The sequence below is a fragment of the Parajatrophihabitans canadensis genome (genome assembly GCF_053764775.1).
This window is the reverse complement of the sequence record NZ_CM132445.1, coordinates 4,568,949-4,589,856: the sequence shown is the minus strand read 5'-3', so window position 1 is coordinate 4,589,856 and position 20,908 is coordinate 4,568,949. Positions and strand designations below refer to the sequence as shown.

At 62.2% G+C, this 20,908-nt stretch carries 19 protein-coding genes; 15 read left to right on the top strand and 4 right to left on the bottom strand.

Going from position 1 to position 20,908, the window contains the following annotated elements; genetic code table 11:
- Positions 1 to 39 precede the first annotated feature (39 nt).
- From ACSMXN_RS22055 to ACSMXN_RS22045, 3 genes are all read right to left on the bottom strand, one after another.
- Positions 40 to 255: a hypothetical protein gene (locus ACSMXN_RS22055; protein ID WP_455407639.1), complete on the bottom strand. Its 216-nt coding sequence runs from the start codon at positions 253 to 255 to the stop codon at positions 40 to 42.
- A gap of 536 nt (positions 256 to 791) precedes the next feature.
- On the bottom strand, positions 792 to 1,733 hold the full coding sequence (locus ACSMXN_RS22050) for a hydroxymethylglutaryl-CoA lyase (RefSeq protein WP_022914379.1): 942 nt from the start codon (positions 1,731 to 1,733) through the stop codon (positions 792 to 794).
- Positions 1,726 to 1,887, bottom strand: coding sequence for a hypothetical protein (locus ACSMXN_RS22045; protein WP_022914380.1), 162 nt, complete (start codon positions 1,885 to 1,887; stop codon positions 1,726 to 1,728). The genes ACSMXN_RS22050 and ACSMXN_RS22045 overlap by 8 nt, the downstream gene beginning before the upstream one ends.
- A 129-nt stretch (positions 1,888 to 2,016) precedes the next feature.
- Here ACSMXN_RS22045 and ACSMXN_RS22040 point away from each other — a divergent pair, with 129 nt between their 5' ends.
- Entirely contained in the window at positions 2,017 to 2,778 is a 762-nt protein-coding gene (locus tag ACSMXN_RS22040) for a TetR family transcriptional regulator (RefSeq protein WP_022914381.1), read from the top strand.
- Between the two features lie 97 nt (positions 2,779 to 2,875).
- Here the strand turns inward: ACSMXN_RS22040 and ACSMXN_RS22035 are convergent, their stop codons facing one another.
- Positions 2,876 to 3,370 carry an Lrp/AsnC ligand binding domain-containing protein gene (locus ACSMXN_RS22035; RefSeq protein ID WP_022914382.1) on the bottom strand — a complete coding sequence of 165 codons (495 nt, stop codon included), beginning with the start codon at positions 3,368 to 3,370 and terminating at the stop codon, positions 2,876 to 2,878.
- A 157-nt stretch (positions 3,371 to 3,527) separates the two neighbouring features.
- Here ACSMXN_RS22035 and ACSMXN_RS22030 point away from each other — a divergent pair, with 157 nt between their 5' ends.
- From ACSMXN_RS22030 to menC, 14 genes are all read left to right on the top strand, one after another.
- Entirely contained in the window at positions 3,528 to 7,058 is a 3,531-nt protein-coding gene (locus tag ACSMXN_RS22030; RefSeq protein WP_196811365.1) for an indolepyruvate ferredoxin oxidoreductase family protein, read from the top strand.
- Positions 7,055 to 8,137 carry a Glu/Leu/Phe/Val dehydrogenase dimerization domain-containing protein gene (locus tag ACSMXN_RS22025; RefSeq protein ID WP_051148959.1) on the top strand — a complete coding sequence of 361 codons (1,083 nt, stop codon included), beginning with the start codon at positions 7,055 to 7,057 and terminating at the stop codon, positions 8,135 to 8,137. The genes ACSMXN_RS22030 and ACSMXN_RS22025 overlap by 4 nt, the downstream gene beginning before the upstream one ends.
- A gap of 446 nt (positions 8,138 to 8,583) precedes the next feature.
- Positions 8,584 to 8,961, top strand: coding sequence for a hypothetical protein (locus ACSMXN_RS22020; protein ID WP_022914384.1), 378 nt, complete (start codon positions 8,584 to 8,586; stop codon positions 8,959 to 8,961).
- Between the two features lie 490 nt (positions 8,962 to 9,451).
- Positions 9,452 to 9,607 (top strand): hypothetical protein, encoded by a 156-nt coding sequence (locus tag ACSMXN_RS22015; RefSeq protein ID WP_022914385.1) that lies wholly within the window; start codon positions 9,452 to 9,454, stop codon positions 9,605 to 9,607.
- Positions 9,604 to 9,756 carry a hypothetical protein gene (locus ACSMXN_RS22010; protein WP_155958456.1) on the top strand — a complete coding sequence of 51 codons (153 nt, stop codon included), beginning with the start codon at positions 9,604 to 9,606 and terminating at the stop codon, positions 9,754 to 9,756. Before ACSMXN_RS22015 ends, ACSMXN_RS22010 begins: the two co-directional genes overlap by 4 nt.
- 31 nt (positions 9,757 to 9,787) lie before the next feature.
- Positions 9,788 to 10,084, top strand: coding sequence for an aspartate/glutamate racemase family protein (locus tag ACSMXN_RS22005; protein WP_155958457.1), 297 nt, complete (start codon positions 9,788 to 9,790; stop codon positions 10,082 to 10,084).
- A 556-nt stretch (positions 10,085 to 10,640) separates the two neighbouring features.
- Positions 10,641 to 12,260: an ABC transporter substrate-binding protein gene (locus ACSMXN_RS22000; RefSeq protein WP_196811366.1), complete on the top strand. Its 1,620-nt coding sequence runs from the start codon at positions 10,641 to 10,643 to the stop codon at positions 12,258 to 12,260.
- Between the two features lie 41 nt (positions 12,261 to 12,301).
- Positions 12,302 to 13,249: an ABC transporter permease gene (locus ACSMXN_RS21995; RefSeq protein ID WP_022914390.1), complete on the top strand. Its 948-nt coding sequence runs from the start codon at positions 12,302 to 12,304 to the stop codon at positions 13,247 to 13,249.
- Between the two features lie 47 nt (positions 13,250 to 13,296).
- Entirely contained in the window at positions 13,297 to 14,121 is an 825-nt protein-coding gene (locus tag ACSMXN_RS21990) for an ABC transporter permease (protein ID WP_035944273.1), read from the top strand.
- Positions 14,118 to 15,983 carry an ABC transporter ATP-binding protein gene (locus ACSMXN_RS21985; RefSeq protein WP_022914392.1) on the top strand — a complete coding sequence of 622 codons (1,866 nt, stop codon included), beginning with the start codon at positions 14,118 to 14,120 and terminating at the stop codon, positions 15,981 to 15,983. The genes ACSMXN_RS21990 and ACSMXN_RS21985 overlap by 4 nt, the downstream gene beginning before the upstream one ends.
- A gap of 209 nt (positions 15,984 to 16,192) precedes the next feature.
- Positions 16,193 to 17,605 (top strand): amidohydrolase family protein, encoded by a 1,413-nt coding sequence (locus ACSMXN_RS21980; protein WP_155958458.1) that lies wholly within the window; start codon positions 16,193 to 16,195, stop codon positions 17,603 to 17,605.
- Between the two features lie 142 nt (positions 17,606 to 17,747).
- Entirely contained in the window at positions 17,748 to 18,824 is a 1,077-nt protein-coding gene (locus tag ACSMXN_RS21975; protein WP_022914394.1) for a M20 family metallopeptidase, read from the top strand.
- A gap of 371 nt (positions 18,825 to 19,195) precedes the next feature.
- Positions 19,196 to 19,771, top strand: coding sequence for a GNAT family protein (locus ACSMXN_RS21970; RefSeq protein ID WP_196811367.1), 576 nt, complete (start codon positions 19,196 to 19,198; stop codon positions 19,769 to 19,771).
- Complete coding sequence (menC, locus tag ACSMXN_RS21965) at positions 19,768 to 20,865, top strand: o-succinylbenzoate synthase (RefSeq protein WP_022914396.1); 1,098 nt, start codon at positions 19,768 to 19,770, stop codon at positions 20,863 to 20,865. Before ACSMXN_RS21970 ends, menC begins: the two co-directional genes overlap by 4 nt.
- Positions 20,866 to 20,908 lie beyond the last annotated feature (43 nt).

Here is a 20,908-nt window from a genome sequence, read left to right as displayed (position 1 = left end):
GTAGGAAATTGCCGAAGGTCCTCCATGATTTCGGTCGCTTCAAAGATATTGCCAGCATCCGCCAGCGGCTAGTACACGCCTGGCAGATTTGACTCGACAGTGGCGTATTCCTAGGGCGGTTAGCTTACCTAGGAGGGGACGGTCAATTGCCCTGCCGCCGTCCAGACTTGTCGCCTTGCGAAGCCATTGCCAAACCAGGCATCGGGCGATCGCAGCCGTGGCGGCTCGGCGGTTAGCCCCTGATGGCCGCTGCATCCTGCCCGCTCACAGCCAAGCGTCAGCCCCAGGGTATTGCGATCAGAGAAAGCCGTGATCAGGCTGAAGCGGTAGTCCCGAAGGCCGGCATCAACCCGGGCGAATGTACCCCCGCAACTCGACGAGGAACTCCGCAATCTCGTTCGCAGCGAAGATCGTCTCGATCAACATCCAGCCCACCCCCTAGCCCATGCGCTGTGACTGGTCCGGCCGGCCGGCCCCCGGTGCGGCGGCTGCTGTCGACCCTCACAGAGACTCGTGCCATTGTCTTCGGGCGGCGCATGGCTCTGCTGGTGTGAACCGTCCTGGCGGGGCGCTGTTTAGCCACTTGCCGGCTATCAGCCGCCTGCGGGCCGCGACGATGGACGACCTACCGAGCTTGGGTTTACCGGCGGCACGATTGCTGTAGGAGCATTCGGCCTATGCTGCGTTCCCTCCATACTGATCGCCGGGGCGCACAGCCTCGGGGCTGACGCAGCTTGCTCAGCGTGCTGGGCCGTTGTTTCTTTGTCCATGATCAGTGTCTCATCAGGAATTCAGGACGGGGTGAGCGCGGTTACCACGCGCGATCGGCTGGGTCTACCGAGCAACTCGGCCATCCAAATGCTCGTGTCGACCAACTTCTGCAGATCGACTCCGGTCTCGATGCCGAGGCCGTGGAGGTGCCATATAAGATCTTCGGTTGCGAGGTTTCCGGTCGCGCTGCCTGCGTAGGGGCACCCGCCAAGCCCACCGGCGGAGGCGTCGACTGTCGTGAGACCGCATTGCAGCGCGGCAAGGGTGTTGGCGAGCGCCTGTCCGTAGGTGTCGTGGAAGTGGACGGCTATCCGGTCGATGGCGACGCCGGCGGCTACGAGCCTGGCTAGCATGCGGGTCACGCGACCCGGGGTGGCCACACCGATCGTGTCCCCGAGGCAGAGTTCGGTGCAGCCGAGGTCCATCATGCGGGTGGCTACCGCCACTACCTGTGTTTCAGGGACCTCCCCCTCCCACGGGTCGCCGAAGCACATAGAGAGGTACGCGCGTACTGACAGGTCGCTCTCGCGGGCGCGCGCTACGACTGGGGCGAACATCTCCAGAGACTCGTCGACGGTTCGGTTGAGGTTGCGTCTGGCGAAGGTCTCGGTGGCGCTGCCGAAGATCGCAATGTCACGCACACCAAGGTCGATGGCGCGGGACAACCCTCGCTCGTTCGGCACGAGCACCGGATAGCGGACGCCAGGCGAGGGCGTGATCGACGGCAATAGCTGCTCCGCGTCCGCGAGCTGCGGAATCCACTTCGGGTGCACGAAGCTGGTTGTCTCGACGATCGTGTTTCCGGCATCAACGAGTCGAGCGATGAACTCGGCCTTGACCTCTACCGGCAGAATCGTCGGCTCGTTCTGCAATCCGTCCCGAGGGCCGACCTCGCAGATCGCGACCCTTGTCGGCAGTCCGGGCAGCGGGACGGCGCCGAAGGAGAAACCCGACTCAGACACCGTGCACCGCCCGTACGTCCTGCCAGACGAGGGTCGGCCGCCGGTCGGTCGGCGCGTCGATGACCGGGCCGCGGTCTACGTCGCATCCGGCAACGCGGACAGGCCCACTCCAGATACTGCCGACGAGGTGGGGAGCTTCTGGAACTACAAGCATGGCGTTCTCCCTCACAACATCGGGCCCTATGGTCGAGCCGAAACTAACTGACTGACCAACCAGTCAGCCATGCTTTGCGAGCTGCGTCACTGATAACGGCGACCGGCGCGAGACGGATACAGTGGCGCGGTGGCGGGTCGTTGGCCGAAGGCGAGTTCGCGGGACGCTATCCTTCGCGTGTTTGCTGAGCACGTAGCTGATCGTGGCTACGCCGAGACGAGCCTGGCCGAGGTTGCGACCGAGCTCGGGCTGGTGAAGGGGACGATCTTTCACCATTTCCCGACGAAGGAAGCGCTGCTCGGGGAAGTGCACGTCGCTTATTTCGGACGACGGTTCGCCGAGACTGCCTACATCCAGTCCGAACTCGACGACCCAGTAACCCAGGTGGTCGCGATGATCTACGCCCTGTTGGCCGCTCACCGCGACGATCGAGCGGCGAGTCTGGCCTGCCTGAGGGAGCTTGTCCGTCTCTTCGACGGCGGACTCAACGAGTACGTGCGCACAGAACGCACCCGATACACGAAGACCCTGGTCGGCATCATCCGTGCCGGTGTACGCCAAGGGGCGTTCAACAGCTCCGACCCAGAGATGACTGCTTTGCAGGTCTTTGGCATGTGCAATTACGCATGGACGTGGTACCGGCCGGACGGGTCTAAATCGGTCGAGGAGATCGCCACTCTGTTCGCTCGGGACCTGCTCCGCGGATTGAGCGCACGCAATAGCGCGACCATCGAGTTCGATGCACTGATCGCAAAGGCCATCGACACCGTGAAGCGTGCACCGGGCAGGCTGCCTGGCGACGCGCGGACCAGCGATCGCGCACCGAAAGTTCAAAGCACCGAAGGTGATGTCCATTCGACGCGACCGCGCCGTACTACCACCCGCGATTAGCCGAGCGAGTACGGGATCAGGCAGGGCCGGGTCGACGACCCTAAGGGGCTAGGAGCGCGAACGTTACGCGCTCGCTCACCGTTGCTGTGCGGGTAGGTCAGCCGCTCGCATTCACCGGTCCGTCAAGTAACGGCAGAATCCGGCGAGCGACTCGCTCATGAAGCGCCAACTCGGTGCGAATGCGCACGACGCCGGGCAAGCCGAGAATGCGCTGCACGACATCCTCCAAGTGCAGATGATGGCGTGCGACAACGCGACAAAACACGTCGCTGTCGCCAGTGATGGAATGCGCCTCTATCACTTCCGGGATCGTCGCCAGTGCGGTGCTGACCGCCTCCAGTCGGCCCTGGGCAAGATGTAAGTGCGCGAACCCGAGAACCGGGTAGCCCAGCGCCGCAGGGTCCACGTCCGCGGCGAAGTTGCGCACCACGCCCTGCCGAATCAGCCTGGCTGCTCGGTTCTGTACGGTGCCGCGGGCAACCCCCAGAACCCGCGCGTACTCGCGCATCCCGTCGCGAGGCCGGTCGACTAACAACCGAAGCAGGGCGAAATCTATGTCGTCGAGGTCTACTGCGTTGCGGTTAATGCTCACCCGGCCACTCCAAAGCGCGATTGGCCCAATATTTGTGGGCTATTGACCAGAAGACTATCGCTAACACTCGGCCAATGATCCTCTAGTTCCTACACTTCTGGAACCAGCTGGGCAAGATCTGCTGTTGCCCGAGTGCTCCTGTTGAATGAAGGTGCCCGTGACCTCACCCTCGCCCTGTCCTGAGCTGCCTCGGGCTGATTACGACCTCGACAAGCGGTACCTCACCGACCCAGGAACTATCCACTTGACTGGCATTCAGGCCCTCGTGCGGATGATCCTGGAACGACAGAGATACGACCACCGATCCGGCCATAGGTCTGCCGCCTATGTGTCCGGATACGAAGGTTCGCCCCTGGCCGGACTCGACCTAGAGCTAAGCCGCCAGTCCCGCCTGCTTGTCGATCACCAGGTAGTTCATGTACCGGCTCTTAACGAGGAACTCGCTGCAACGGCCGTGTCAGGCACACAGCTCGCCGCCACGGTTGCAACGCTGAAAACCGCCGGAATCAGCAGCTTCTGGTACGGCAAAGCTCCCGGCCTCGACCGCGCAACTGACGCGCTGCGACACGCCAACCTCATCGGCACGGCGGCCGCCGGCGGGGCCGTTGCGTTCGTCGGAGACGACCCCGGTGCCAAGTCCTCAAGCGTTCCCTGTAGCTCGGAGTACGCGCTCGCGGACCTCCTTATGCCGACCCTCGCGCCAGCCGACCCCAGTGAAATCATCCACTTCGGCTTGCACGCAGTGGAGCTCTCCCGCGCCAGCGGGCTGTGGTCCGCCGTCAAGGTGGCCACAGCGGTCGCCGACGGGTCCCGTACCTTTGCGCCGAGCCCATGGCAACGAGCAGATATGACCGGCGTTAGGGCGGCCTACAGCCACCAACCGTCCGCTCGCCTGCTCGGCGCGGAACTCATGAACCTCGAACGCAGCCAGATCCTGATCCGGCTCCCGACCGCAGTAGAGTACATACGCCGATCTGGCCTAAATGTGGTGTCCGGAGACTCGACAGCGACGATCGGGATCGTCGCTTCGGGCAAGACATACCTCGACGTGATCAGTGCGCTCGATCTTCTTGGTCTCGAGCCACGACACCCTGAGCGCTACGGATTACGACTGCTCAAACTCGGCGCTGTCTATCCCCTCGACCCGGAGCAGATGCTAGCTTTCGCCCGCGGTCTGACGGAGATCGTCGTCGTCGAAGACAAGCGGCCCTTCATCGAGGACGCCATCAAGAGCGCCCTCTACGGCCGCGCTGGCGCCCCTACGATTAGCGGTAAACGGAGTCCAGATGGGCGGACGCTGTTCACCCCGGTCAACGAATTGGACCCGGTCTCTGCAGCAGTAGGGCTTTCGGCACGCATCAGCGCCCACCTCGACCTGCCATCGGTACAAGCGTTCACGCCATCCGCCGTAAGGCAACGCACCACGCTGCATATCGCCGAGCGGCGGGAGCCGTACTTCTGCTCCGGGTGCCCCCACAATTCCTCTACCCGTGCTAGCGCCGGCACGCTCGTCGGCGGCGGAATCGGTTGTCACGCAATGGTGTTGTTCATGTCGCCCGAGCAGGTCGGCGACGTCACCGGCCTGAGCCAGATGGGTGGAGAGGGTGCCCAATGGATCGGAATGGCGCCGTTCGTCGCGCAGCAGCATTTCATACAGAACTTGGGCGACGGCACGTTCGCGCACTCCGGCAGCCTGGCTATCCGCGCAGCGGTAGCCTCAGGCGTCAACATCACCTACCGGCTATTGCGCAACTCTGCTGTCGCAATGACCGGCGGGCAAGACGTTGTCGGGGAGCTTCCTCTGCCCCACCTTGTGAGCCTGCTGCAAAGTGAGGGCGTTGCGCAGATCATCGTGACTTCCGACGAACCCAAGCGCATTCGCCGGGGTTTGCCGCGCAGCGTCGAGGTGCGGCACCGCGACGAAAGCGCCGCCGTCCAAAAACGTCTTGAGGCCGTGACAGGCGTGAGCGTGCTCATCCATGACCAGGAGTGCGCTGCGGAAAAGCGACGCAAGCGGCGGCGCGGAACCGCCGAGACACCCAACCGGCGCATCGTGATCAACGAACGCCTTTGCGAAGGCTGCGGCGACTGCGGACGAAAATCTAACTGCCTGTCGGTGCAGCCTGTCAACACCGACTTCGGACGTAAAACCCGCATCGACCAGTCCACCTGTAACCTCGACTACTCCTGTCTGACCGGCGACTGTCCATCATTCCTTGCCGTGGATGTGCCTTCCGCCCCACGCAAGCACAAGCGGGTGCCCCGATCTGTTCCAGCGACCGCCCCGCTGCCTGATCCTGTCTCACGTTGTGGCGACCCGAATCGGATTCGCGTGCGGATCGCAGGCGTCGGCGGTACAGGGGTCGTCACCGTGGCACAGATCCTTGCGACGGCCTCGCTGCTGGACGGCAAATTTGCGCATGGTCTGGACCAGACCGGCCTTGCGCAGAAGGGTGGCGCCGTCATCTCCGACCTCACCATCACCGCAGACGGCGAACCTCGCGCGGCCAGACTAATTGACGGGGGCGCCGATCTTTATCTCGGATGCGACTCGCTGGTCGCTGCCGATCCCACCTATCTACGGGCCGCATCCCCGGATCACACGACGGCAGTCGTGTCCACGTCTGAGGTGCCGACCGGTCGGATGGTCACGAATACATCGGTGCAGTTCCCTATTATGCACAAGCTCGGATCAGCCATCGACGCTGCATGCGCCCGCACCATCTACTTGAACGCGTTCGAGCTAGCCGTCCACCACCTCGGCTCCGAGCAGTACGCAAACATGATCGTTGTCGGGGCTGCGTACCAGGCCGGCACATTGCCCTTGACCGTAGCCGCGATCCAGCGTGCGGTGGAACTCAACGGGATCGAAGTCGAAGCGAACCTCCGTGCATTCGATCTTGGCCGGGCCCAGCTCATCTCGTCGGAGGCCACAACACAAGCGGCGCAATCTAGCGTCGACCCCGGTACGGCTTCCGCTGCTACGGAGACTGCGGCTGCCCTCGTCGCGGCCCACACGGGCTTGGGCACGGCAGACCCGGCGTACGCCACCGTGTTGCGCCGCGTTCTCGAACTGATCGCGTACCAGAACACTGCATACGCCCGCCGCTATCTCACCGATGTGGAAGGCGTACGAGCCGTGGAAGCGCCGCTGAACAGCGAGCTTTCGCTCACGGACACGGTCGCAACGGCGCTGTACACGCTCATGGCGTACAAAGACGAGTACGAAGTGGCGCGGCTGAGCCTGCGATCCGAACTTCGCTCCGAGCTCGCCGAAGAGTTCGGCCCCGACGCGCGAGTCAGCTACCAGCTGCACCCACCGCTGCTCCGGGCGCTCGGGCTGCAAAGAAAGGTCTCCCTCGGCCCCTGGTTCGACCCGATCTTTAGAACCCTGTACGCGGCCCGACGGTTGCGAGGATCGATATTTGACCCCTTCGGCGCCACCGTCGTTCGACGCACGGAGAGGCGCCTCATCGAGGAATATCGAAAGTTGATCCACCAGCTACTGCGCGAACTGACGGCCGAGTCGCTGACCGGGGCCGTCGAAATTGCCGGACTGGCCACCATGATCCGAGGCTACGAGGAGATCAAGATGAACAATATTGACCGTTACCACGCCGCACTCGCGGAAGCGCTGACGCAACGCCCGTCGACGATTCCCGATTCGCTGGATGGAGCGGCCCGATGACCGCGGCGACGCTGCCTACCGAGGTGGCACTGGACTTCAGCAACTGGGAACACGAACGAGTCCTCGTCAGCAGAGGATCTCGTTCCGGAATCCCCATCACAGTTGCTGTGCACTCCACGAAGCTGGGTCCCGCACTCGGCGGATGCCGGCTTTGGTCCTACCCCACGTGGCGGGAAGGAGCATTGGATGCGCTGCGACTGTCCGCCGCCATGACAGTGAAGTGTGCTGTTGCCGGCCTCCCCACGGGGGGCGGTAAGTCCGTCATCGCGCTGTCGCCGGGGGAGGAACTGACGCCCGACCGGCGACGGGCCGCGTTGCTCGACTTAGGCGACGCTGTGGAGATGCTCGGAGGCATCTACCGAACGGCCGAAGACATCGGTACGTCCACCGCCGATATCATGGTCGTGCGCGAACGCACGCAACACGCGCTCGGGCTCCCCAGCTCGGCTGGCGGTGCAGGTGAACCGGCGGAACCCACCGCCAACGGCGTCTACGCCGCGCTTGAAGTAGTCCTGAACTGGGTGTTCGGCTCGCGCCAGCCGGCCGGCCGCACCTTCACTGTGGTAGGGCTTGGACAGGTCGGTTCCCGCCTAACAGCCCGTCTCGTGGCGGCCGGCGGGGAGGTCACGGTGACCGACGTCGACCCTAGAAAATCTCGGCTCGCTGATGACCTCGGCGCCCGATGGATTCCAACGACTGAGCAGGCGCTTCACGAGCCGTCCGACGTCCTCATCCCGGCAGGAGTGGGAGGTCTGTTAGAGCCTGCTGGCGTCGCCGACCTAACCTGCAAGGCAATCATCGGGCCAGCGAACAACCAGCTCGCCTCCCCAGAGACTGCTGAGTTGATCGCGTCCCGCGGCATCGTCTGGGCGCCGGACTTTGTTGTCAACGCCGGCGGTGCGATCTCGGCGATCCTCGCCGACAGCCAAGGCATGGACGCGGTGACAGTTTCGGCGCGGGTTCAGGGCATCGGCGCAACGACACAGTTGCTGCTCGACGCCGCCGCCCGCGAAGGGATAACCCCGCTCGCCGCCGCGCTAAGCCTTGCACGCCAGCGCCTCAGCCACGACGCCGGCTGACTTTCAGCCGTAACCGAACGGGGGAGCGATCCTGACCTGAAGGCAGTCGCGCGTCACGTCAACGATCGACTACCGGGCTTCTCGGCCGGCCTCGACGACCCAGGGCGCCTGTGGCGTGTCATTCCGGCTGGTAGGACTCCCACCGAGATCTCAACACCCCGCGCCGGTCGCAGGCTGATTGACGCCGACGAGAACGCAAGGCGGCTTGTCGTGTCAAAGAACTCAACGCGAGGGGCCTCGACAGCTGCGAAGTTCGGTGCTCGTGCGCCAGGAAGTGCGAGCGTCTAGAAACCAACATAAGCGGCGCACGCATGCCTGCCGTGGACGATCAGCCAACGCGCGGGCGCCGACCCACGCGATACGTTCATTTATCGCTGCTAACGCGGTTGGGAGGGTTGGTCCCGAAAGGGTCCGGATCATGGATGCGGTTCCGATTAGCCTGTCCTATGTCTGTCACATCGCTCGGTCACGTGGGCGTGATTGAGGCCGACGCGCCGGAAGCGGGTGCGTTCAATTGCAGCGTTGGCTGGGCATGGCTTCGACTGGCGGACCTGCGCCGTCGCCTACATCCCTCGGGCCGGCCTGAAGACCACGAATCGCCCGACCAGCCCACTCTGGAGCCCGTCAACGCGATCGGCAGGGGCTGCACCGCTCCCGCTAGCGCAGTTCCGACCGCTGACCGCTCGTTGATGATCAATGTTTGCTTGACTGGCCTAATCGGTCGTACGGGTAGGGTGGTCGCCGAAGCCTTGGTAACCGACCCTCGGGTTCACGTTGATCTCTGGCGTCCGCACGGTCCGCCGCCGGGCAACGGCTGGCAGTGACCGGCACAGACGGGCTGGTTGAGGTCTACGCCAAGCGTTGCTGAGGCTCTCACCACTCGTCCTGACAGCGACGCGCTGGTCGACGATACGGTCACGCTTCGGCTTTTCCTCACGCCCTGGAAGGGGTGCTCGCTGGGGTTAACACCGTACTCGGTTCGTCCCGAGGGCCGCAGATCAGTTCGAAAGGCTGGACGAGGCGCAATCCATCGGTGTCAGCGGGACCGCAACTTCTCCCTCACTGCCGCGTTGGCCCAGGCAGCCGCCTGCCTCGACGCCCGCTTCCTGCCCACCTCGGAGAACATCGACTTTCGCTCGCCGCCGACAAGACCAATGCCCCAAGGAAACCGTCGGCGAACTCGCAGTGCAGATGACCGGCGCCCGGGCGCCGCAATGGCATTACGCGTGGCGCAGCTGGCCGGACAATGTGATGCGCGCAGGGTGCGACGGTCGCCGCCACCCAGTTGCACTCAGTACCCCTGGGTGGTTTGGGATGGCAGACCGAGGCGGTGCTGCGCCTACCGAACGAGTTCCTCCGGACACCGGCGACAGTGCACATCCCTACGGGGCCGTCAGCAAAATCGCCGGCCTGGTCCGCGGCCTGGACCGACTCTTGCTCGACCCACCACAACAAGAGGAGTATCGATGAGCACCCGTATCGTGTGGATCCACCCCGTCATGACAGACACCTACGACCGGCCGATCGGTGATGTGCTTTCGCGTCGAGGCCAGCGACGACACCCGCATGGCCTACCGGAGTCGGCCCAGACAACTTCGAGTTCAATGCGCTCGAAATGACAGTGGCCGCACCAACGGTGGGCGCAGTGCGTTGGCGGAGGAGCACAGCTACGACGCTCCGGCCATCGGTCGGTTCTACGACCCGTTCTTGCGCGCAGCTCGCGAGGTCTCTCAGGCGATGCCCATCACCGCACCCGCGGAGGCGTGCCTGCACATAGCTAACACCTTGGGCGAGCGGGTCTCGATCTTCGTCGGACAGGCGATCCAGGTCGCTGAGGTGCGAGCAAGTATGCGCGTCGCAGCGAAATCGGGGACAGCCGGCGCCTTCGGTGCGCGACACGAAGAACATCTTGACGGCAGCGGCGGTGTGCGGTCGATTAGCCGATGACCTGGCGCATCCGCAGTGTCTCGATTGCCCGCAGCCGCGGGGGCCACAGTGCTCTACCTCGCCATCCGCAATCTCGACGGCTTCGGCGGCCAAACGTCGGGACGCAGAGCTCGCGCCTGGAAAGCGTTCACCATTCACTTCGATCGACGCATACCTGCGCCATGATCGCCACGACCACTTGCAGAGACGCCCCGACCCGTCCTCAACCCCACCACGAGCCGGGCCGCCGCCCGGATGGAAGGCCAGTGTTTACCCATCAACGTGGAGTTCTGGCGTTCGGCCGACCCCACTGTGTGGCGTTGAACAGCATTCGCCCCACTCTTTCGTGGATCGGAATGAACTCCGTGGTCGGTCGCGAGCGCACACTCATCTACCAACCGGAGCCGAGCAGACGCGACGTCCCCTCGCCGGCAGCGGCGAGGGCGCTGGTTGCACGGGTCTACCGCGGTGATCGGGAGGCCATCGGAGGTTCGTTGTTGCAGCAGGAATGCGCTTTCGATATGTCGAACAGGTGAGGAAGGGCGAGACTCAGATGAAGAGACTTAAGGGAGACCGGATGGGAACGCATGCACGCAAGAATCGTCCACGAGCAGGATTGCTCACAGTGGTCGCGCTTCCAACGCTCGTTGTGGCGTTGACGTCATGTACAAGTTCAGGATCGTCCTCGGCGTCGAAGACGCCTTCGCCACACGGTAAGGCCTTTACGATGGCATTGTCGGCACCCATCAGCTCATTGGATGTCAGCAAGGCGGCCGCCAACGGTGCGCAACCGATATATGCCCTTACAAACGACCTATTGGAGCGGCTTGGTGCCAATGGCAAGCTGAATCCAAGCCTGGCGACCTCGGTCACGACTCCCAGCGACACGACCATCGTCTATCAACTTCGCCCAAACGTTAAGTTCTCCAACGGAGACGCGCTCACTTCTCAGGATGTCGCGTGGAGCTTAACTAGAGACTTCGCGTCCGGCACGCCTTACGGTGGATTCCTGACTTCGATCAAGTCGGTGGCAGCGACGAGCGCGAATACGGTCACGGTAACGCTCAAGACATACGACCCGACGGCGCGCGCAATTATCGCGAGCGGTGGGTTCGTTTACGATCAGTCGCAAGCGCAAGCCAACTCTAAGGACTTCGGTACGCAGAGCGCCGTGCCGGTTGGCACCGGCCCGTATCGGCTCGTAGCCTGGACTGGCAATGGCGTCACGCTTGAGCAAAATCCTACGTATTGGGGTCCGAAGCCAGCGGTTGGCAGTTTCAAGTTCACAGTTATCACGAGTGACAACACGGCGCAGTTAGCCATGAGATCGGGATCGATCCAAGGGGCACTCATCACTAACCCTGCGACGATTGCACAGTGGAAAGCAATTTCCGGCACCACGATCTACTCGCTACCGCCAGCGCTCGTAACCTACCTATCCTTTGATGTGGCCAGTGCGCCATTCGACGACGTGCACGTTCGGAACGCTATCGCACATGCGGTCGATCGCTCCGGCCTTGTGAACGCAATTTATCACGGCCAAGCAAACGTCGCGCAGAGCGTGGTCGATGTTAGCAAGGTGGGCGCTGTCGCCCCGTCACTGAGCGCCGCCCAGCAGTTCCTCGATGGTCTGCCTGAATACAACTATGACCTTGATCAGGCCAAGACCGAGATGGCCAAGTCGAGGTATCCCAATGGCTTCACGACAACACTGCCCTACCTAGCATCCGACAATCCGTCGAGCGTGACCGCCCAGAGCATCCAACACACGCTCAAGTCGATCGGCATCACCGTGACACTTAGGCCCCTGCAGTTCAGCGAGTTTTACGCGCAGCTGTACGCGCACAAGGACCTCGGCATGCAGCTGTCGAGCCGAGCAGGCGCAGGGACTGGGGAACCAGCGGAATTCTTGGGAATTCTCGTAGGCAAGGCGAATGCGGTGCCAAACGGTGCCAACACCGCGAACTACTACCCGCCGAACGTCGAGCAGGCGTGGGGTGTCCTCACCAAGTCTCCGGATAGGTCCGCCCGGTGGCAGGCGACCCAAACCATTCTCACCCAGATGGCGGACGACTTGCCGTACGTAGCGCTGTTCAATGCGCCGTGGCCATTCGCGGTTAGCGGCGGCTTCACGCTGTCCGGCGCGGCGAGCCTCGCCGACGTCCAGAACGGTGGATTGCCCTTCTTGCTCAGCTGACGCACCGCGACAATATTTCAACGTCCACCAGGAGGCAGCAAGTGCTGAGGTTCGCAGTCCGGCGATTAATGGCGGTCGCCGGGCTCCTCATCGTCGTGAGCTTTATGATCTTCGGGCTACTTCAGATAACTCCCGGTTCGCCAATCGACGCGCTCCTCGGCAATCGACCGCGTACGACCGAGCTCGTCCAATCGCTCACCGCCACCTACCATCTCAACGACCCGTTCCTTGTTCAGTACTGGCATTGGATGCGCGACATTCTGCATGGCAATCTGGGGACGTCGGTTCAATCCGATCAATCGGTGACCAGTCTGCTGGCGCAGCGACTTCCCGTGAGCATCGAACTCGCCGGACTCGCACTCACCGTAGCGGTTCTTCTCGGCGTCCCAGCCGGCTTTACTGCAGGCGTCCGTAGGGGGGGTCTTATCGATCGTTCGCTCTCTTCTCTGTCCGTGGTCGGAATGAGTGCGCCAGCGTTTGCCGTTGGGATACTGTTCATCTTCGCCTTCGGTGTGAAGCTGGGATGGTTCCCGGTGTTTGGCGTAGGGCAGGGCTTTGCGGACCGAATCGCGCACCTTACACTGCCCGTTCTCACGCTTGCGGTTAGTCTGACCCCTCTTGTTGTAAGGCAAACGCGCGCAGCAGTCTGGGACGTTATGGACCAGGACTACATAACCTTCGCACGTGCGCGCGGACTATCGCCCTGGCGGATCATGGTGCCCTACGCATTGCGGAACAGCTCCCTGCCGATCGTGACTGTCACCGGTCTATTAGCAATCGGCACCATGACGGGGACCGTAATCGTCGAGCAGGTCTTCTCAATTCCGGGCGTCGGATCGCTCCTTGTCACCTCTATCCAGAACAAAGACATACCTGTAGCCCAAGGTGTCGCGCTAGTTATTGCTTTAGTGGTTCTGACCATTAATCTCGTCGTCGACATGCTCGTCCTAGCCCTCGACCCTCGAACTCGAAACCCGAGAGGGGTATGACGATGGCCGTGGATGTTCCCCTTGCGCCTTCCTCGCCAGATCAAGGAATGACTTCTAAGCGTCGTCTTCCGATCACCGTCGCCCTGGCTGCGCTCGTCTTGCTCACGATCGTGATCTTGGCCATCTTCGGCAGACTCCTGGCACCTCAAGACCCGGCAGCGCAGAACCTGCTCACAACGCTGCGCCCACCGGGCAACGGCCATGTTCTCGGCACTGACGACTTGGGTCGCGACGTCCTGTCTCGGATCATCGTCGGTACCGCAGCGGCGGTTCTCGGCCCGATCGTCGTCGCCACGGGGTGCGTTGCGATCGGCGCGGCACTGGGCGTTCTCGCAGGCTTTCGCGGCGGGGCTATCGACATAGCAATTAGCCGGTTTACCGACGTCATGTACACATTGCCTGGACTGCTCGTCGCCGTCGTGGTCGTCGGCGTTGCTGGCGGCGGCTACTGGCTGACCGCCGCAGTTCTCCTCCTGTTGTCTTTCCCATTCCAGACTCGGCTATGCCGGAGCGCGGCTCTCGCGCAAAGCAGATTGGCGTACCTGGACGCGGCACGGACCCTTGGCCTCTCGTCCACGCGCATCATGGTTAGGCATCTCCTGCCGAATATCGCGCCTGTCCTCGTGACGACCTTCTTGCTGGACTTCACCGGCGCGATGATCGGATTCACTGGCCTCGAGTATTTAGGCCTGGGTCTCGCGCCTGGCCGACCGGACTGGGGCGGGACCATTGCTGAAGGTCAGGCCTACATCACGCTCAATCCGTGGATCTCGCTGGGGCCCGCGCTTGCAATTATCGCGACCGCCACGAGCGCCACGCTCTTAGGTGATTGGGCGTACGACCGACTGTCGATGCGAACGGCACGCCCATGAAAGTGATCAACCAACGATGTACCGCAGCACCAGGCGCCCGGGAGAGCGATCTTCTGCTCTGCGCGGAGAATTTGACGATTCGGTCGGGAAGCGGGTCGGGGGCGAAAACGCTAGTTCAGGATGCAAGCCTCCATCTCGGCTACGGCGCGACACTCGGAATCGTGGGCGAGTCAGGGAGCGGCAAGACCTTGACCGCGAGGTCCCTCGTTCGTCTGCTCCCCCGAGGACTAACCGCAACCGGCCGCGTGACATTTGGCGGGCAATCCCTGCTGGAACTATCCGACCGTGATATGCGGCGCCTTCGTGGGAGCCGCATAAGCCTGCTGATGCAAGACCCGTTTACCATGTTGAACCCCCTCCAGACCATATATGGGCACATCGCGGAGTCACTTGCACAAGGCAACGGTCGTTCTCGCGTGAAACTCCGCTCCGAGGTCGGCCGGCGCTTAGCCGAGGTTGGCCTGCCGCCCGATGTGATGACCCGATACCCACATCAGATCTCAGGCGGTATGCGTCAACGCGCCGCGCTCGCTGCGGCTCTGGCAGGCGACCCGGACCTCTTGATCGCAGACGAGCCGACTACCGCGCTGGACGTGACGACCCAGGACGAGGTACTGACTTTATTGAAACAGGTTCAACGTCAACGCGGTATGGGCCTCATCATGATTACGCACGACCTGCGCATCGCCTTCTCATTGTGCGACACGGTTGAGGTGATGTACGCCGGGTCGGTGGTTGAGCGTGGGCCGGCGCGCCTACTAAATGAATCGCCAACTCATCCCTATTCGCTGAAACTGCTTCAGGCAGATCTTCCAGTCACTCACTACGTGGCGCGCATACCGTCTATTCCAGGGCATGTGCCGCCCGCTGATGCGGTGGCCAGCAGGTGTTCGTTCGCGGATCGATGCGATTGGCGCGAGGATCTCTGCGTCGCTTCCCGCCCAGTGCTATCCGTGGTCAGAGCAGACCGCTGGTCGGCGTGTCGTCGCGTCGATGAGATCGAAGCGGAGATGAGGCAGCGGAGAACTGAAAGGCCTCAGATCGGCACTCCGATTCGGGCCGAGCCAAAGCCTGGCGGCCCGCTCGCGAGCGTCCGCGGGATTTGCAAGACCTACCTGCACTCGTCTCACTTCGAATCGAAGCGTATAACCGTGCTCGATGATGTCTCGTTCGAGATATTCCCTGGCGAATCGGTGGGTCTCGTAGGCGAGACAGGATCCGGCAAAACCACAATCACCCGATGCCTACTCGGCCTGACGACCGCGGACAGCGGCAGAATCGAACTCGCGGGAATCAATGCGTCCGACTATGGGGCCATGACGCGAGCCGACCGCCGTCGCATCCGGGCTAGCGTACAAGTCGTCTTCCAAGACCCATACGCATCGCTCAACCCGGCGTTGACGGTTGGTGCGACACTGCGAGAGGCGTGTCGGCTGAACTCCGGGACCGAGTCGGTACCAACCGTTGATGATCTGCTTAACGACGTCGGTTTGCCCGCGGCGTATGCCTCCCGTCGGCCGGGGGCCTTGTCCGGCGGGGAGCGTCAGCGGGTCGCTATTGCTAGAGCGCTAGCGTTGCGGCCGCAGCTGCTGCTGTGCGATGAGCCGGTCGCTTCTCTGGACGTGTCGGCGCAAGCGCAGGTACTCGAGTTACTGCGTGACATCCGTCGCGAGCGCAACATGAGCATGCTCTTTATCACGCACGATCTCGCTGTCGTCCGCCAGATGGCCGAGCGCGTCATCGTGTTACAAAACGGCAAGATCGTGGAGGAAGGCGATACCGATGACGTCTTGGACTCCTCTACCCACCCTTACACAAAGCGTCTCCTGGCCGCCGTCTCGAGGGCGCCGTCAACCACATGATATGCGGAGAGGGCGAATCAAGGACGTTAATGCCTGTCCACCGGAAATAGGTTGTCCCCATAGCGTCGCGGACCCAGTGAAATGTTCAGGCGTTGGCGCCGAAGCTACCGCACAAGGCTAGGGCAGGCCTCTCACTCAGAACTGCGCTCGGGCCGCTCAGCGGCCAGCAGACGGGCCTAACACATAATCATTAGAAAGGCACAATCGAAGTGGCGATTGAACCGCTAGGACAGATGCGCGCAATCATCGGGGCCACAGTGATCGACGGTACCGGTCGTTCCCCGATCAAGGACGGCGTAATACTTGTGCGAGGCGCACGCATCGTCGAGGTCGGCGATAGCAGAACGCCAATCCCCGCGGACGCTGAGCGAATCTTCGCGAGTGGCAAGTTTGTGATACCTGGGTTGATCGAGCCTTACACCGTGCTCACTCCTAATGGATGGCCCCCTGTGCTGATTGAGTACGAAGGCCGACATCACGAGTTGATCATCGAATCCGCGCAACTCGCGCTCAAAGCCGGTATCACGACGGTACTCGATGGTGCCGGCGCCCGAGACACGCTGATCACCGCTCGAGAAGCCATCAGCAATGGGCGCGCAGTGGGCGCACGGATCTATCTATGCGGGAACCAAATTGGATCGGCCGGCCCGTTTTCTCCTGATCTTCGTGATCATTCGCAAGAAAACGTGGGCGAGGATTCAGCAAAGCGGCGAATCGGGCGCGTTATCGCAGAGGTCGATCCAGCTTTCAAGGCGCGACTCAACGCATCCTGGGAGCTCAATGTAGGCGAGCCTATGGCGAGGCTCTCGCTTGATGCCGCGCGCAAGGAAGTCCACGAATATGTTCGAAGCGGCATCGACTACGCCGCGTTCTCGATCAACGCCCATCGGTTTGGCTCATATCACTACATAATGTACTCCCCCCGCGTACAGCGCATGATCGTGGAAGAGTCCCGCGATGCTGGGATTCCCGTGATGGCCTTGTTTGCAACCACTGAAGAAGGTGCCAACATGGCGCTCGACCTCGAACCCGATTGTTGGATGCACGCGTCGTGGGGGCGAAAATCACTTACTCACACGACGCTTGAACGCGTCGTTCGAAGTCGGATTCCGCTTCACCTGGCGGCCGCGTCGATGGACGATATGGAGTGGTACAGGCGACAGCCGGACAGCGCCTTATGGCCAGGCTTCTTGGAGATGCTCGAGACAAAGCATGCGGACAACCGTGCACTTATTGCGACGGGCGTCCCAATCGTCTCGTCGCCGAACACTGCAGTGATGACCCCTGGCGAACGTAAAGTCTTCGGCGGGACGATTCCCCCCAACGGGTTCCCCGACCTGGGAGTGAGCCATGTCAAGAATCTCCAGGCTTTGCAGGATCTCGGACTGCCTGCGTCGGACGCGTTGGTTGCAACCACCCTCAACGCTGCGCGCGCATTCAAGCTTGACAGAGATCTCGGAAGCCTCGAGCGAGGCAAACTCGCAGACATCGTGATCCTGAACGCCGACCCGTTGGCGAGGTCCGAAAACTACCTGACGGTGTCGACGGTCTTGAAGGAAGGTGCGGTCGTCAATCGGGATGTCCTGCCGAGCCAGGCGCTCTGGAGCGTTGACGCGGAGTAATGCGCGGCAACGGCCGGCAATGACCTAGATCGCGGAGACCGCGAGGTCGGGACACAACCGATAGCTGGTTCGGGTTTCGTATGTCAGGTAGTGCGAGTGTGTGACCAGAGGGGAACATGTTTTGGCAAGCCGTGCGCAGATCATGCTTGATGAGATTGAATACCTGGTCCGATGTGAATCCCCGTCGTCCGACAGAGTTGCCGTCGCGCGCAGCGCCGATGCCGTCAGCGTGGTTGGCATCTCCCACCTAGGGTTCTCGCCAGAACGGATCGTGCTCGATGGACGTACCCATCTGTTGTGGCGTACTGGCAAGCGTCCTCGAGTTTTGATCTTGGGTCACCACGACACGGTGTGGCCGATCGGCTCATTGGAGACGCATCCGTTCGAAATAGCCGGTGACAAAATGCGCGGACCGGGCTGTTTCGACATGAAGGCCGGCATCGTAATGGCATTCCACGCCATGAGCCGACTGGGTGACCATGACGGCATTGCCGTTCTGATCACAGGAGACGAAGAACTTGGGTCTCCGACCTCGCGCGCTCTGATCGAAGAGCACGCCCGAGGTTGCCGTGCGGCACTCGTGCTGGAGGCAGCAGGACCGGGCGGCGCTCTGAAGACTGAGCGCAAAGGTGTTTCGCAGTACAACGTGCGGATTCATGGCCGAGCGGCTCACGCTGGCCTGGAACCCGAACGTGGAGTTAACGCGACTGTCGAGGCGGCGCATCAGGTCCTAACGATCGCCTCGTGGGGTACGGCAGACACGACCGTGACACCAACTAAGCTAGAGGCTGGCACGACCCGCAATACGGTACCCGCAGAAGCGTGGTTCTCCGTCGACGTCCGGGTACGTGATGCTGAGGCACAGAGCCGAATAGACGCCTCGATGCGTTCGCTGCGCCCCGTGCTAGCCGGATCGCGCCTCGACCTAGACGGCGGCCCGAACCGGCCACCGCTCTCCCGGCGGGCATCTGCGGAGCTATTCGCCGTAGCCGCGCGACTCGCTGACGACTTGGGCCTTGGCCCTCTGAGCGAGATTGCGGTCGGTGGCGGTTCAGATGGCAACCTGACAGCGGGCATCGGAACTCCGACGCTTGATGGACTGGGTGCGATCGGCGGTGGTGCGCATGCGGACGACGAACATGTATTAGTCGGGGCGCTTCCCGCCCGAGTGTCCCTGCTTACCGCTCTGATCGCGAGTCAGCTTTCCGCGCACACGTAGCAGTTCTAGTCGACGAATCGGTTGACGTCTACTGGTCCGACTTCACGAACATGGCCTGCGGGGGAGCCGCGAGGATTGTCGTCGTGGGCAACCCCTCGCTTGTATCTCCCGACGCCGCAGCAGCAGCAGCAGCAGACGCTGCTGCATGCACGGCCCAGGTGCTGGTCCGCCAACTCTCCGATCTGGAAGATCTCGTAGCTGCCGAGAGGTTATGCACGAAGATTTGGCGCCCGGGATCGCAAACCGGTTCAATTACAGCCGACTTGCTGCGGGCTTTGACAAAGGCCGGTAATTATGTCAGTGGAGCGTTCGTTGACGGTAAGCTCGTCGGGTCGTGCGTCGGTTTCGTTTCGCCGCCAGCTAATGCCTCGATGCATAGTCACATCGCAGGCGTCGACCCGGCCATGCGGGCCCGGAACATCGGATTCGCACTGAAACTGCATCAACGAGCGTGGGCGTTGGTTCGGGGAATATCCGAGATTTGCTGGACCTTCGATCCGCTGGTCCGTCGCAACGCCTACTTTAACCTGGTGAAGTTGGCAGCCGATGCCACGGAGTACCTCCCGAACTTTTACGGTCCAATGGACGACGCTATTAATGGTGGCGACGAAACTGATCGGCTGCTTGTTCGGTGGCAGCTTGACTCTCCCGCGGTTTCCGCCGCGTGCGAGGGAAGGCTTCGAAGTAGGTCGCCGGGCGTTGAAGCGGTTGACGCCCTTAAGGCCGGCGCGGACGGCGGTCCGCTGATGGGCTTGGTCTCTGGAGCCACGATCAGAATCGCCATTCCCGCGGACATCGAATCACTGCGTAGGACCGATCCGAAGCTAGCCGCGGAATGGCGACTGGCCGTGCGCGACGTACTCGGGGGCAACCTCGGCGACGGGGGCCGGATTGCTGGATTCGACCGTAACGGCTGGTATCTCATGGATCGGAAGGACATGCAGTGAAGCTGACAGGAATCGAGATGCGGCATATCGCGATGCCGCTTGTAGCACCGTTCCGCACCTCATTCGGTATTCAAACGACGCGTCCGGCTCTAATTCTCCGTGCGGTCACGCCTGACGGCGAGGGTTGGGGTGAGTGCGTTGCGATGAGCGATCCGGTGTATTCCGCTGAATATATTGATGGGTGCGCCGACGTGCTCCGTCGGTTTCTTATACCTTCAGTCTCGAACGTCGAGAACGCGTCCAGCGTTGCGCCTGCGACCTCCCGGATTAAGGGTCATCGAATGGCCAAGGCCGCACTTGAGATGGCCGTTCTCGACGCGGAGCTGCGTCTCCGAGGCGTTTCGTTAGCTAGCGAGCTTGGCGCGGTAAGAGAGCGTGTGACGACGGGCGTTTCGGTCGGCATCATGGACTCTATCCCACAGCTATTAGACGCGGTCTCCGATTACCTCGAGTCGGGATACGCGAGAATTAAGCTGAAGATTGAGCCGGGTTGGGACATTGAGCCGGTTCGCGCGGTTCGTGAAACGTTTGGCGACATAATGCTGCAGGTCGACGCTAACACCGCCTACACCTTGGGCGACGCCCTACATTTGTCCGCCCTCGATTCGTTTGAGCTACTGCTGATCGAGCAGCCGTTGGACGAGGAAGATGTTGCGGGACACGCCGAGCTCGCGCAGATTGTCAAAACGCCGATCTGTCTGGATGAGTCGATCACCTCCGCACGCAGTGCGATCGACGCGATCGCGAGGGGGGCCTGCCAAATCATCAACATCAAACCTGCCCGTGTCGGCGGCTATCTGGAGGCGCGTCGGGTTCATGATGTCTGCGTCGCTCGCGACATACCCGTCTGGTGCGGTGGAATGCTCGAAACTGGCATCGGACGAGCAGCCAACCTCGCGCTGGCTGCGCTGCCGGGGTTCGCGCTCCCGGGCGACATCTCGGCCTCGGATCGCTACTACGAGCAAGACCTCACTCTGCCCTTTCAACTCGACGGCTCGGAGATCGCTGTACCGACCGGCGCCGGCCTCGGAGTCGAGCCGCTTAGCGCGGTACTCGATTCCGTGACCACCCGGTCCGAATGGATACCTTTATAGCCTTGAAGAGGATGCAGATTGGTCCTCTCGACAACTTCCAGCC

Excerpts from the sequence above, each read along its gene's own strand:
- ACSMXN_RS22055 (WP_455407639.1), bottom strand. The coding sequence starts at position 255 with ATGCAGCGGCCATCAGGGGCTAACCGCCGAGCCGCCACGGCTGCGATC.
- ACSMXN_RS22045 (WP_022914380.1), bottom strand. The coding sequence starts at position 1,887 with ATGCTTGTAGTTCCAGAAGCTCCCCACCTCGTCGGCAGTATCTGGAGT.
- ACSMXN_RS22025 (WP_051148959.1), top strand. The coding sequence starts at position 7,055 with ATGACCGCGGCGACGCTGCCTACCGAGGTGGCACTGGACTTCAGCAAC.
- ACSMXN_RS22020 (WP_022914384.1), top strand. The coding sequence starts at position 8,584 with ATGTCTGTCACATCGCTCGGTCACGTGGGCGTGATTGAGGCCGACGCG.
- ACSMXN_RS22015 (WP_022914385.1), top strand. The coding sequence starts at position 9,452 with ATGGCAGACCGAGGCGGTGCTGCGCCTACCGAACGAGTTCCTCCGGAC.
- ACSMXN_RS22010 (WP_155958456.1), top strand. The coding sequence starts at position 9,604 with ATGAGCACCCGTATCGTGTGGATCCACCCCGTCATGACAGACACCTAC.
- ACSMXN_RS22000 (WP_196811366.1), top strand. The coding sequence starts at position 10,641 with ATGGGAACGCATGCACGCAAGAATCGTCCACGAGCAGGATTGCTCACA.
- ACSMXN_RS21990 (WP_035944273.1), top strand. The coding sequence starts at position 13,297 with ATGACTTCTAAGCGTCGTCTTCCGATCACCGTCGCCCTGGCTGCGCTC.
- ACSMXN_RS21985 (WP_022914392.1), top strand. The coding sequence starts at position 14,118 with ATGAAAGTGATCAACCAACGATGTACCGCAGCACCAGGCGCCCGGGAG.
- ACSMXN_RS21975 (WP_022914394.1), top strand. The coding sequence starts at position 17,748 with ATGCTTGATGAGATTGAATACCTGGTCCGATGTGAATCCCCGTCGTCC.
- ACSMXN_RS21970 (WP_196811367.1), top strand. The coding sequence starts at position 19,196 with ATGCATAGTCACATCGCAGGCGTCGACCCGGCCATGCGGGCCCGGAAC.